Source organism: Verrucosispora sp. NA02020 (genome assembly GCF_013364215.1).
In the GTDB taxonomy this organism is placed as follows: Bacteria; Actinomycetota; Actinomycetes; order Mycobacteriales; family Micromonosporaceae; genus Micromonospora.
Map to the genome: position 1 here is coordinate 815761 of NZ_CP054923.1, position 14759 is coordinate 830519.

General features: G+C 70.2%; 1 protein-coding gene (running past one end of the window). It reads left to right on the forward strand.

Annotation, left to right across the window (positions count from 1 at the left end; all coding sequences use genetic code 11):
* A protein-coding gene (locus HUT12_RS03535; RefSeq protein ID WP_176092462.1) for a hypothetical protein crosses the window boundary here: on the forward strand, positions 1-14759 show its 5' end (the start). It continues 24124 nt past the right edge of the window; the window shows 14759 of its 38883 coding nt (coding positions 1-14759); its start codon is at positions 1-3; its stop codon lies off the right edge, out of view.

Genomic DNA, 14759 nt, shown 5'->3' on the forward strand with positions numbered 1-14759 from the left:
ATGGCCGTTCCGGGCCGCTTCGTGCTCACCGGCGCGATGACCCAGACGACGCACCCCGTCGCCCGGGCGGTCGCGGTCGCCACTCCGGCGCCGGACGACGGCACGCTGGTCTATCTGATCGAGGAGACGCCGCGCTCCGCCGCCGGCCTGGACTACCTGCGCGGACAGCCGTTCCCCGACGCCCTGGTGCTGGTGCCGTGGGACCTCGACCGCTGGGCCACCGGAGGGCAGCCGCTCCCGGACGACCCGGAGGGCCTCGGTGGCCTCGCCGACCTCTACCGCCTCCAGGTGCAGGTGCCGGTGGGCGAGGCGCGTGCACCGCAACTGGTGCCGGTCGACGCGCGCGGCCGGGAGGCGTCGTGGGACGACGCCACGTCGGTACGGGTGCTGCCGTGGTCACACGTGGCCGGACGAGCGGCGCTGCGGGCCGCGTACGACCGGATCGTCGCCGACGAGGAGCCTGGCCGCCGACGCGTCGAGGCCCTGCTGGCCGACCTGGAGGAGATCCGGCGGGCGCTGCGGGTGAGCATCCCGCCCGGGAGCCTGGCCGCCGCGATCCACCTGGTCCGGTCCGGTGCCGAGCCGGAGGCGGCGGCCCTGCTCCGAAAGGTGCTGCCCATCGCCGTTGCCGACGTGCCGACGATGGTCGGCGGGTCAGCCCAGCCGATCGCCGCCGACGTGCTGCGTGCCACGCTGCGCGCCGCCCCGGAATCGGCAGCGCTAGTGTCCTACCGGGCACCGAACGGCGGGCCGGCGGTGGCCTGGCTGCTGCCGGACGGCGAGGACGTGCGGTGGGTCGGGGCGTCGGATTCGGACACCATGCCGATCGCCGTCCGGCTCACCGACGACTGGCGGATGGTGGCGCTGCGCGACGCGGCCACCACGGTGGTGCTGCTCGACGCGGACCATCGGCCGGTCAGCGTGGACGTCGAGACCCCGCCCGTACCCGCCCCGTCCGGCGAGACTGCCGAAGAGTGGGCGGATCACCCGCCGGTCATCGAGCAGCGCTCCGCAGAGGTGGAGGCGCGCCTGGCCGAGATGCGGCGCACGTTCATCGAGACAGGCACCGAGCTCTGGGAGTTGCGCTCCGCATCGACTGCCATAGACCATGGCCGGGACGCCGAGGAACCGGCTGCCTCCTCCGGGACTGCCGACCTGGCCGCACGGGAGTGGGAGATCGCTGCCGAGGTCGATCGTCAGCGGACGCGAATCGCCGAGCTGACCAAGATCACTGAGCACGAGCCGATCGAGGAGACGCCGGACGGCATCCTGCACAGCCACGTCTGGGTGCGGCAGGCGGTGGAGGGGCGCGCCGGATACGTCCGAATCCCAGTGCGCGTCGACGAGGCGGGCGTGCGTAGCAGACACCCGGACACGGGTGCCCTGACCGGTGAGTTCCACCTGGACCGGGGGGAGTGGTTGCGCCCGTTGCGTGGCGGTGGTCCTGGCCTGGCCCCGGCGTGGGGATCCCCGGTCGGCCCTTCCGCGACAGCCGGACCGGTCGATGCCAGTCCCGCCGCCAGCGCCTCGGGGACGACGCCGCGCAGGTTGTTGGATGGCATGCCGCAGCAGTACCGGCCAAGCCAACGGTCGGACTGGACAGCCACCCCGCTGTTCGCCGTCGTCGCACTACCGCCCGAGGTGGCCTTCACGATCGGTCTGGAGGCGAGGACGACCGAGGACCACGCTGATGTGCACGTGCTGCGGCCCGTGCTCGACGGGTCCGCCGGAATGGCCAACGGGCTGGTGGGATTCGGAGTGGGGCGACTTCCCCGGATCCCGCTGGACGGCGACGTCATCTATGTCGCCCTTGCTCAGGGCGGTATTGACGTATCGGCGAGCCCGGCCTTGGCGGCGGTTTCCCCATCGGTACCCGAGGTGCTGGGTCAGGTAACGGGTAACAACGTGCTCGCCGCGTGGCGGGTGTCCGTCGACGCGTCCGGTGCGGTCCGCTTGGGGCCGGTACGGCCCAACCCGTTGGTCGATGTCCGTGACGAGACCGGTGCGACGGTCGGACTCCCCGACGTCGACCGGCTGGACGCCGAGATCGTCGAACTCCTCCACGTAATGGTGGCCCAGCAGGGCGTAGCGCCGGGCCGAGGACAGGACGATCCGGTCCGGCCGGCGAACTATCGGTCTTTCTGGTCGATGGATCCGGACTACTGGGCGGAGGTGCGTAGCCAGGTCCGGGACAACGTCGCAGCCTTCTCCGACGAAGTCGACGTCATTCGACAACAGGGGGCATGGCAGGAACTCGCCGATCGCTTCGCCGAACGGCTTCGTGCTCCGAGAATCGAAGTGCTGCTCCTCGACATCGACGGCCAGGGCTCCTTCGATCCGAATAGCTGGATCATGCATGTCGGTCGGAGAGGTCCGCTCGACCAACGGCTGACCACGTTCATTCACGAGTCCTTTCACGTCGAGCAGCATCTGGTCATGTTCGGAGCGGTTGCGCGGTCCACGAACGACTTCGCCGTTCTTCGGGCCATGGTGTCGCAGCCCAGCATCGCCGGGTCGCTGTGGAGGCATCCCCTTCCGGTGGAGGACCCGCGTTACGACGCGGCCATCCGCACTCTGTGGGACAGAAAGGTGGTGGACCGCGAGGGCGGCACCATCTTCATGGCGCGGAACTCCGCCTCCGCTGCTCTCAGCAGGGCCAAGCAGAGGTTGGCAACGGCCGATGCCGGGTTTAATCCGGTGGTGCGGGACCGCCTCGCCGCCGACCTGACTCGTTCGTATCGCCTGTGGCTGGAGCGGACCGTGCGCGCTCTGGCGCGTCCGATGGAGATCCCGGCGTACGTGGTGGAGCGGGCCTTCACCACGGGAGGGTCCGTCCGTGACTGGCAACGGGTCCACCCTGAGGCGCCGCGCCTGCCCGGATACCGGGCCGAGACGAACGCGGCCGGTGCCCACCTGTGGCCGGAACACGCCGAGCGGCTGGAGGACCAGGCCCGACTCGTTCATCCGGCGCGCCCGCAGATCGTCGTCGAGGTGGGCGATACCGGAAACGCCGCGTCGGTCCTGTCGCAAGCGGCGGAGGTGCTTCCCGCGTCGGCGATGGTGGTCCTGGTGACACCGCATCGGCTGAGCCCGGAGGAGGCCGTCGAGCTGGCCGGACTCCTCGCCGACGACCAGGTGCTGGCCGTCGGCGCTGCTACGGCCACTCCCCCCACCGGCGATGATCGGCTGATCGAACACTTCGTCGGTCACTCACCTTGGCACGACGTGTCGATGATCCCCTTCGCGGCCTATTTCACCGTGCATCGTGTTCCACAGGCTCCCGAGATCGTGGGCTCCGGGCTACCACAGATGTCCAGCCTCGGTGGTGGGACGTTCGACGTCTTGGGGTGGCAGGCGGTCCCGGTCGGTGACAACCTGTTTGTTCGCCCGGCGGACGAATCGCCGCAGGCGCAACCGGTCCCAGCCGATGCTGCGGCCGGGGTACCCCGCCTGGTCGTCGGGGTCCCGGGCCGCGACACCCCGTGGGGTGTGGTCCAGGTTGCGAACGCACTGGTCGACTACCTCACCGGAGTGCCGAACGCCGCGTCGGATCCACGCCTTCTCCAGGTTCACCGACCTGTCGTCAAGGCACCTCCGTTGCCCGGGCTCTCGATCGAGCCGGAGCCGAACGCACCGGGCTGGACTGACCGGTTGCCCTCGCTGATCTTCGGCGCGGACATCGACCGAAACGAGCCGCGGATCGACGCGTCGGCAGGAGACCTCGGTCTCGACCGGCATCTGCTGATGTACGCCCTGCTCGGTGCAGTGGACGCCCGGCCGGCGGAGGTGATGCCCGAGCAGCTTGTCGTCGCGATCGACGAGTTGACCGACCGGCTCAGCGTGACCCGGTCGGAGTTGCTGACGGTCGGCTACGTCACCGCCATGGCGTACGGCGTCGGTGGGGTGACCGAGCCACGTCTACGCCAGGCGCAGCGACTGCTCAGGGCACTGCTCGACACGGCCCCCGGCGTTCCCATGCCGGCCGGCGATCTCGCGGTCCGGTATCTGCTACAGGCGGTCGGCCACAACTCGGACGATCACGGTGACGTCACCGGTCTCCTACGGCTCTTCGAACTGGTCGAAGCGCGGCACTCGGAGGGGAACGCCGTGAGCCTGACCATGGCCGAGCTGGCCGCCGCCTTCGACGACGACCGTCGGTGGCGGGAGAGCCCGGCGCTGTCGCCCCGGCGACTCGACTCCGGCGAGGAGACCTGGTGGCTGGGGCCACCGACCGAGCAGCACGAGGTGTCCGCAGTTCCCGGCCATATCGTCGTGGGATACGCGGCGAACACGGATCTCATGCCGGCGCAGATGCCGGTACCTGCCGGCGTCGCGGCCCTGGCGATGACCGCCGTGGCGGTCCGGGAACGCCTGCCGAGGCAGTGGGGACCAGATCCCCTTCCCCTGCTGCTGGTGCCGGTGACGTCCGAGTTGGTGGACGCCGACGGGCTGCGGACCGATCTGGCTCGGCTCGATGATCGGGTGCGGTTCGGTCAGTTCCGCATGGAGCGTTTGAACCTGATGCTCGCGGAGCCGGTGATTCGTCCCGAGACGACGCCACCGGTGGCCGTGGGGTCGGCCCATCTCGCCGGAATGCGGCGCGAGCTGATGGCGCGGGCGGAGGAGTTGCGGAGACTGCGGTCGCGCCTGGAAGAAGCGAAGCGGGAGCGTGACCGGGCGGGCCAGGACCAGGTCCGGATGGCCGACGCGATCCGGCGTATAGCCGATCTGTCCACCCGTGAGTGGAACATCCAGGCCGACATCCACCATCGGCACAGTCGGATCACCGAGTTGACCAGGCTCGTGGGCGACGGTCAGGTGACGGCGACGGCATCGGGCCTGACCAGCCACGCCAGGGTGCGGATCTCGGCATCGGACGGCCGGCTCGATTGGCTGCGAGTCCCGGTGCTCGTCGATGAGGCGGGGGTGCACAGCACCCACCCGGAGACAGGCGAGATCACCGGTGACCTTCGCCTGGTCGACGGTGAGTGGACGCCCCGCCTCCTAGGCGGCGCGCCCGGCTCGTCGCAGCGACGGGTGGGTTCGTCGTCAGCTCGGCGGAGCGGGCCCGGATCATCGTCGGCGGCTAGGACGGCCGTGCCCGGTGCGACACCGAGTGCTCCCGCCATCGTGGTGCCTGCCGGTTACACCGAGCAGAACCTGCGGCGGACCTTGCCCGACCGGTATGTCGAGAGCCGGCGGCCGGACTGGGAGACGAGACCGCTCTGGGCCTCCGTACCGATTCCGCCGGAGCTTGCCTTCACCACCGGCCTGCAGCAGCGCGTGACCCGCCACGATGATCCGGGCGGTGTCCAGCCGGTGTTCGGCGGCACCGCAGGCATGGCGAACGGGCTGGTGGGCTTCGGAGTCGGCCGGTTGCACCGGATGCCCGCCGACGGCGAGATGGTCTATGCCGTCGTGGCGTCCGGCGGGATCGACGTGTGGGGAAGCCCGGCCACGGCGGCGGCACCGCGCACCGCACCCGACGTCCTGGGCCAGTTCACCGGGACCAGCGTCGTCGCCGGATGGCCGGTGTCGGTGGACCCGCACACCGGTCAGATCATCCTGGGCCAGGCGGCGGCGAACCCCAACCTGGCGGTGCACCGGGAAGGCTCACCCGCAGCCACGTTGACGGCTCTGGACGGTGAGCTCGCCGCCATGCTTACCCGCCTCGCGGGAAAGCATGACACGAAGCTCACTCGCGGGGACGCGGTGTGGACGCCGAGCAGGGTGATCGAGGACTACGGGTTGCTGGAGGCGACGAACCCGGCCTACTGGGCGGAGCTGCGGCGTCTGGCCCGGCGTGACCAGGGTGCTCTGGGCAGCGGACGCGAGCAGCACCGTGCCTGGCAGAAGGCCAGCGACCTGCTCTTCCGGTACCTCAACGCCGGTTCCAACGGCATTCCCGCGGCCAGAACCGTCGTCACCGATCTGGCGGGGACGGGCTCCTCAGCCATGTTCGACGGAACGGGCTGGACGGTGGAGGTCGGGGAGTCGGACTCCATCGACGACCGGCTCGCGTTCTTTGCGCACGAGGGACTCCACGCTGAGCAGTATGCGCTGATGGGGCGGCTCGTCGCCGGTGCCAGCAACGACCCCGAGACGCTGGACCTGGTCACTGGGGTCCCCATTGCGCGTGAGGCGCTGTGGGCACGGCCACTCGACCGCGGCGATCCACGCTATTCGTTGGCGCTGCGCCTCTGGTGGCACCACCACTCAGAACTGGATGGGCGCATCCATGACGTACGTCGGGACGCGGCGCTGCTGCGCAGACGGACCGAGGCCCAACTGGTCAAGGCCCTGGAAATCGGGCAGTTCAGCGCACCCGTACGCCATCTGCTGACAGCGCGGCTGGTCGGCCGGACGGCACACCACTTCGAACTGGGCATTCTGCTGGTCCGACTCGGGCTGGAAGGTCCGGCGTACCGTGCGGCTCTGGACTTCTCGACCGGCGGCTCGGTGCGGGACTGGCAGAAGGTCGCTGCTGCCGAGGTGCCGTCGCTCGCCGGCTATCAGGTCGAGAGAAACGAGGCCGGGAGCCACCTGTGGCCGGCGTCGGTCGGGCGGCAGGATTCGTCCTCGCGACTGGTGCACCACTCTCGCCCCACCGTCGTGGTGGAGTTGGGTCGAGCCGGGAACGCGCTGTCGCGTCTTGCCGACGTCGTGCCGCATCTGCCGGCGGACGCTCTGGTGGCGGTGGTGACCTCCGATCCACTGACGCCGACCCAGGCGGTGGAGCTGGCCTCGACAGTCGGTGAGGGACAGACGGTGGCTGTCTCCGTCTCGTCCGGTCCTCGGATCGATCCGGCCGATCCACTGTTCGACCACTTCGTGCCGTACTCGCGGTGGCACGCACAGTCGATGAGCCTCTTCGCCGACTACTTCACCGTCCACACCGAACCGCAACGGCCCTTGCTTCGACTCAACTACGCGCTGAAGCCGCTGTACAACGTCGGAGGCGGGGTCTTCATCCGGCAGGACCTGACCGACTGGCAGATCAGGCCGGTGGGACAGACGCTCTGGGTGCGTGCCTCCGACGAGCCGGCCGGGGCGTTGCCGGTGCCGGCGGAGCCCGACAACGGAATGCCGAGGATCGTCGTCGGCGCTCCCGGTCGGGACACCCCGTGGGCGATCGTCCAGCTCGGGCTGCTGCTGGCCGAGCAGCTCACCGGTGTTCCGGACAGTCGCGGTATGCCGGACCTGGTGCAGATTCACCGGCCTGTCCTAGAGCCACCCGAGCTGCACGACCTGACCCCTGTCGAGACCGCCGCTCCATTCACCCGGCAGCTCCTGGTCAGTGCCTTCGGTGAGCACGGCGTCGACGATCCGAGGCTCACCCACACGTCGAAGATCGAGGACTTCGACATCGACCCGTACGTGTTGACGGCTGCTCTGGTGGGTGCGGTGGACCCGGCACCGCAGGCGATGTCGGAGTCCCACCTGGTCGAGGTGTTGACCGGCCTGGCCGCCAGGCTCGGCGTGACCCGCGAGGAACTTCTTCCGGTGGGTTTTGTCACGGCGTTCGCTCACGGCATCGGTCATGTCACCGTGCCACGTCTGACCGTGGTGACGCGGGCGTTGCAGGCCCTGCCCGACCGGGGGAGGGAACAGCCGGACGAGAGCCGGATCCTGAACAGTTTCCGCAGCCTGGTGCCGGACGACAACGAGCGTAGTGCCAAGCACGAACTCTTGCGGCTGCTGGAGTGGCTCGGACATCCGGGCACGACCTGGCCCGCCGAGGGACTGTCCTCCGAGTACCTACAGCAGGTGGTCGGCAGGGACAGGAGCTGGACCGACCAGGTGCTGTCGCAGCGGACGCCGGACGGCAGTGGGGTCTGGTGGTTGGGGCCGGTGGTGCAGCGGCACCTCGTCGCTCCCGTCGAGGACACCCTCGTGCTCGCGTACGCGGCTGGTGCTGATCTTCTGCCGGTGGGGATGCCGGTCCCCGGGGGTGCCGCCCTGCTGATGCGGGTGGGCCAACTGGTGCGGCGACAGCTACCGGAGGAGGAGTGGGGCACTCCGGTGCTGCTGGTCCCGGTGATCTCTGCCCCGGCCGACAGCGATCGGCTGCGGGCCGAGTTGACAGAGACGGAGAACCGGCTCAGCCTCGGGGTGACGATGGCCGATCCGGTCGTTGTCGCCGTGGAGGACGATGCGGTCGCCGACCCGATGGACCTCGACGAGAGCGTGGTCGGGTCGGCGATGGGGCAGCAGCCCGAGGACGCCGGTCGGGTGCGCCTGGCCACGATGCGGGAGCATCTCACCAGGTGGGCGGAGCATCTGGTGCGCCTGCGTGCGGACGGTGCCGGCGCTGACACGTCGACGGAGGTGGCGCGGGCCCAGTCGGAGATCGACCGGTTGCGGGAGCGCATCACCGAGCTGACCGAGGTCGTGGCGTACGGTCCGGTCACGGCGACGGGGCGGGGCCTTGTCGGTCGCGTCTCCGTGCGGCAGTGGATGGAGGGCCGCTTCCAGCGGGTCGAGATCCCGGTGTTCATCGACGATGCCGGGGTGCACGGTCTGCACCCGGAGACCAGCGAGCTGACGGTCGACCTTCGCCTGGTCAACGGCGAGTGGATGCCCCGGGTGCTGGGCGGCGCGCCCGGCTCGTCGTCGTCACGGCGGGGCGGCTCCGGGTCGTCCTCAGCGCGGCGGGGGGGCTCCGGGTCGTCCTCGGCGGGGACGGCTGCGGCCGCCTCGGCACCGAGCGTTCCCGCCATCGTGGTGCCTCCGGGGTACACCGAGAAACAACTACGGCGGAACTGGCCCGACTGGTTTGCCAAGAGCCGGCGGCCGGGCTGGGAGACGGAGACGCTCTGGGCCTCCGTGCCGATCCCGCCGGAGCTTGCCTTCACCACCGGTCTGCAGCAGCGCGTGCACGACGGCCCGGACGGCGTCATGCCGGTGTTCGACGGTCTTGCGGGCATGGCCAACGGGCTGGTGGGCTTCGGGGTCGACCGGTTGCACCGGATGCCCGCCGACGGCGAGATGGTGTACGCGGTCGTGGCGCGCGGTGGTATCGACGTGTGGGGGAGCCCAGCCACGAAAGCGGCGCCACCGACGGCCCCCGACGTCCTGGGGCAGTTCCCCGGGAGCACCGTCGTCGCCGGGTGGCTGGTCTCGGTGGACCCGGACACCGGTGAGGTCACCTTGCACAAGGTGGCGGAGAACCCCAACTTCTCGGTACGCCGCAAGGACGACCACTTCCAGCGGGTCACCCCACCGGACCCGGTTGACCTGGATGATGCGCTCGTCGCCATGCTCGCTGCGATGCTCGCCGACCCGGCCGGAAATCGTGGCACGACGCTCGTTCGCGGCGTCGAGGTCTGGCAACCGCGCAAGGCCGCCGATGAGTACGGTTCGCTGTGGGCGAGGGACCCGGCCCTGTGGGCGGAACTCCGAGTTCGGGCACGGAAGGAGTACCGCACCCTGGGCGGCGGGGACCGGCAGCGCCGCGCCTGGCAGGAGAAGACCGACCTGATCTTCCGGCACGTCCGGCGGGGGGCCGACGTCGACCTCACTCCGGCCAGATCCATCATCACCGACGTGTCGGATGAGCACCATGCGGCCAGGTTCGACGGCACGACCTGGGAGTTGGAGGTCGGGCAGTCGGATTCGGTCGACTACATGCTGGAGGGTCTCGCGCACGAGGGGGTCCATGCCGAGCAGTACACGTTGATGGGCCGGCTCGTCGCGGGTGCCACCAACGACCGTGAGGCCATGGACCGGGTGACCCGCGCCGGGCACGTGCAGGACGCCCTGTGGGCACAGCCACTGCGTCTCGACGACGAGCGCTATCCATTGGCACTGAACCTGTGGTGGAACCACTACACGAGAATCGATCTAGACCACAGCAACCTGCACATCAGGGCAGAGGAGCTGTCTTTCCGCAATGCGGCGCAGGTGCTCAAGGTCAGAGGGATCGAGCAGTTCAGTCCGCCCGTACGTCAACTGCTGGAAGCGCGGATGATCGGCCGGGCGGCCCGTGACTTCGACACCGGCGCCATGATGTTCCGGCTCGGTCTGGAAGGTGCGGCGTACCGCGCAGGCCTGGAGTTCTCGACCGGCGGTTCGGTGCGGGACTGGCAGAAGGTCTCTGCCGCGAAGGTGCCGTCGCTCTCCAGGTACCGGGCCGAGACGAGCGAGGCCGGGACCCACCTGTGGCGGGCGTCGGCCGAGCGGCAGGACTTCTCCCCGCGGCTGGTGCACCGCTCTCGCCCGACGGTGGTGGTGGAGCTGGGGCGGGCCGAGAACGCACTGTCACGTCTTGCCGGCATCGTGCCCAGACTGCCGGCGAACGCCCTGGTGGAGGTGGTGACCACCGATCCACCGACGCCGACTCAGGCGGTGGAGCTGGCATCGGCGGTCGGCGCGGGACAGGTGCTGGCCGTCTCCGCCTCGGCCGGCCTCCGGATCGACCCGGCCGATGAGCTGTTCGACCACTTCGTCCCGTACTCGCGGTGGCATGCCCAGTCGATGAGTCTCTTCGCCGACTACTTCACCGTGCACCCGGAACCGCAATGGCCCGATTTCCACCTCACCAACACCCTTGCGTCGCTGATCAATCTCGGGGGCGGCCTCTTCACGCGGACAAACCAGGTGGACTGGCAGATCGGGCCGGTGGGGCAGACGCTCTGGGTGCACACCACCGATGTGCCCTCGACCGCGCTGCCGGTGCCGGTGGAGTCCGGTCTCGGCATGCCGAGGATCGTGGTCGGTGCGCCCGACCGGGACACCCCATGGACGATCGTCCAGCTCGGACTGTTGCTGGCCGAGCGGCTCACCGGCATCGCGGACAGTCGGGGTGACCTGGGCCTGGTACAGGTCCATCGGCCCGTCCTCGACCCCCCCGAGTTGGACGATCTGCCCCCTGGTGAGACTGCGGCACCCTGGACCAGGCAGCTCCTGACCAGCGCCTTCGGTGAGGACGCCGTCCACGATTCGCAGCTTGAGCACACATCGGGCGTGGGCGACTTCGACATCGACCCCTTCATGCTGACCGCCGCTCTGGTGGGAGCGGTGGAACCGGCACCGGAAGCGCTCTCGGAGTTCCAACTCGTTGAGGTACTCAACGGCCTGGCCGCCACGCTCGGCATCACTCGTGAGGAACTGCTCCCGGTGGGCTTCGCCACGGCGTACGCCTTCGGCATCGGTCACGTCACCGTGCCACGCCTGGCCCTGGTGACGCGGGCTCTGCTGGCCCTGACCGACTATCGGCCCGACCTCGATTTCGGCGACGGATACGAGTCGAACGCGCCCAGGGACACCGGTGAGCCGATCAGAAGCTGGCTCCTCACCGATTTCCGCCGGCTGGTCCCGCAGGACGACGAGCGTCACGCCAAGCAGGAACTCGCCCGACTCCTGGAGTGGCTTGCCCAGCCGGACACGACCTGGCCGTCCGACGGACTGACCTCCGAGTACGTGCAGCAGGTCCTCGGACAGGACCGGAGCTGGATCGACGGGTCGTTGGCGCGGCGCACCAGGGACGGCAGAGGTGTCTGGTGGCTGGGGCCGGTGGCGCAGCGGCACCTCGTCGCGCCGGTCGAGGGCGCGCACGTGCTCGCGTACCAGGCGGATGCCGATCTTCTTCCGGTGGGCTTGCCGATCCCCGGTGGCGCGGCGCTGCTGGCGCGGGTGGGCCAACGGTTGCGGCGGGACCTACCCAAGGGCGAGCGGGGCAAGCCGGTGCCGGTGCTGCTGGTGCCGGTGACGAGCGGGCCAGTCGAGAACCACTGGCTGCGGTCGGACCTGACGGACTTCGAGAACCGGCTGGCTCTCGGGGTGACGATGGCCGAGCCGGTCGTCCTGATGTCGAGCGACGACGTCGACGCGGCACTCGCGCAGATGAGCCTGGACGAGGTGGCGGCCACGATGGGGCAGCCTTCCGGTTGGCCGGCCTCTGACGAATCGATCGACCCCGAGAGCCCGCTCTGGTGGACCGGCAGTCCGGTGGATCCCGTTGAGGAGCCGGTGTCGATCGGCGGAGCCACGCAGGAGTCCCAGTCATCCCCGCCGCCCGTTCCCATCGGTACGAACGGGGTCGAGGACGAGCTGGTCGTGACCCGGGCGCAGGCACGGCTGGCCAGTTGGGCGGTGCCGGACCGGCTCGTCGAGCTGCGGCGGTTGGCCGACGAGGGCCGTCCGGGCGCTGGCGACGCGCTGGCCGCCGTCGAGGCGTACCGGAGCGCGTTGGCGCGGGCCGAGAAGGGATCGCTGAACGAGGCCGGAGAGGTGGCTACCGCCTACCGGAGCATGCACGACCGGTTGGCGGCGTTGAACCTGGCGCATCTCGCTCCGCCGACCTCGCCGACCGAGACGGACGTCGCGCCTGGCGTACCGGTGCCGGCGGCCACCTTCCCGGTGGAGCTGACTCCCCCTGCCGCACCGGCCCGGCCCCGACTCGCCGATCTGATGGCGGATCCGCAGGAGGTGCGGTGGGCCGAGCGCGTGGGGGTTCCGGCTGCCCAGGCCGCCCGACTGCTGACCGACGGACGCCTGTGGTTCGACCCGACCGAGGTCGACCGACTGTCCACCGCTCTGCGATTCGACGAGGACGAGGTCCGTGACCTGGTCGATCTGGTCGAGGTGCTCGGCATGGTGCCGCTCGACCTGCCCGCCAGGTCTCGGGCCATGGGGCTCGCCGGGCTGGGGCCACTCTTCGGTGTGATCCAGGAGTTGGCGGTGTCACCCGACGACGTCGCTGCGATCGGCGACGTGCTGGTGCGGGCTGCGGCGGGCTCCCGGGACGTCGAGCCCGACGAGGGGACCTGGGCCGACCGGTTGCGGTCGGAACTTGCCGACGCCGGGGTACGCACCAACAGCGATCTCGTGTGGTTCATGCGGTTGTCCCGGCGGCTGGAGTTGGCGCCCGCCGACCGGACGAGGTTGGGGGAACTGCGAGAGCTCGGGGTGTCCCTGGAACTGCTGCACGAGTTGCCCGACGAACACGTGCGGGCGGCGCTGGAGGGCCGGCGCCTGGCCGCGACGGGTGTGGCCACCTTGGCCGCTGCCGCCGGCCTGGGCGGTCCCGTCGCGTTGGAGGCGGCGGCCGAGCGGCTGGACGTATCTCCGATCGACCTGGCGGTGGCGCTCGGCGGCCAGCTCCGGGAGGCTGCGGGCGGGGTGCCGCCCACCGGCGCGAGGGACCAACTGCGGCTCCAGGGGCAGCAGGTGGCGGACCGGCTGTTGGACCGGTTCGAACCGGGCGGGCCCACGCTGAGCGACTGGGTGCGGTGGAGCGCCCGACTGGGCTTCCCGGTGGACCAGCTCCGCCCGCTGGCCTCCGCCCCGGTCATGTCCGGGCTGATCTGGGAGGCGCTCGGGGACGTGCCGAGGGGGCGGGTAGCCGACGCGCTGGTGCCGGTGTTCCCCGCGACGGCCGCGTCGGAACGACTTGCCGCAGCGCTGGCCCGGCAGCGGAGTGCGGCGGTACCTCGTCCGGGTGAGCTGGCCGCCTGGGCGGCCCGGCTCGGCGTTCCCGGCCCGTACCTGCGTCGGGTCCTGGTGCGGTCAGACGTCGACGGAAGTGACGTGGTCGCGTTGGCCGACCATCTCGGACTCTCCCCTGACCAGGCGGCGGCCCTGGTCCGGCTGACCGAGGTGACCGGCCGGGTGCCGGGCGACGCGCTGGCTCTCGCCTACAGACTGGGTCTGCCGCACTTCCCCTATCTGCTGATCTGGCTGGCCGCGTACTGGGAGACCGACCCGCGCCGGTTGATGCCACTGCGTCCGCTGTTCGCGAGGATCAAGGAGCTGCCTCCGGACAAGCGACCCGATCCACGGCAGGTGGAGGAACTGGTTCGCACGTGGGCGGCATCGCATGCTCAGGACGAGGCTCTGCCCCGTTCGGCCCCGGACGACCTGGACTTCGACCTGTCGAACATCCTCGTCACCAGCGCCGACTTCGCCGACTTTCCGGACATCTCACACTTTACGCCGGCCTTTCCGGAATTTGGGGACCTCCCTCCGCGGCAGGTTCCGAGCGCGGACGCCAGCAGCGCGAGAAGCGTGCAGGGTGACCGACCGGCCGGTGCGCCCGTGGCCGACTCCGATAGTGACTCGACATCGGGATCAGAGAGCCTCCCGAGCATCTACCGGGGCTCTCTGCCCGGCAACTCGTCGGTGCGGAGCCCTTGGGGAGAGCGGAGGGCAACGGCAGAGCAGCGCGGATTGCTCGCCGCGCTGGACCACGGCAACGGATCGATTCTGATCGACTCCGATGACACCGCCCCGGACCGCCGGGATGTCGCTGCGCTGCTCTGGTTCGCGAGCAATGGCGTGGGCCCGGATGGAGTCGGGCTGCGGGTGGTGAGTCCGCTTCGCCAGAAACGGATGGCGGCCATCACCGAGCGGTACGAGGCGCTGCAGCGGTGGCAGGGCGTCCCCGGTCAGGCAATGACTGAGTTGTGGCGAGACGCCGACTTTGTCGCCAAAGATCCTGACCTGGGGTACCTGATCGGCCGGGTGGCGGTGGTCGCTGCGGCGGCCAGAGCGGCCGTTTCCGCCGTGACACTCGAGACCACCGCCTCGAACCGAGGCGAGGCCGTCCGCGCCGCCAGCCGTGCCGTCGATGCGTTGATCGATGGTGTGCGGTGGTGGACACAGCACCGAGCTGGCCGGTCGATACCTCCGGTCGATGCCGAGACGGTGGCGTCCGGAGACATCCCCGCGCTTATGGCTGACCTGCGCCACGAAGCAGGGCGGAGCCCGGCGTCACGAGGTGACGACTTCGGCCCGATGGTGGCGAAGCTTCGTGGACT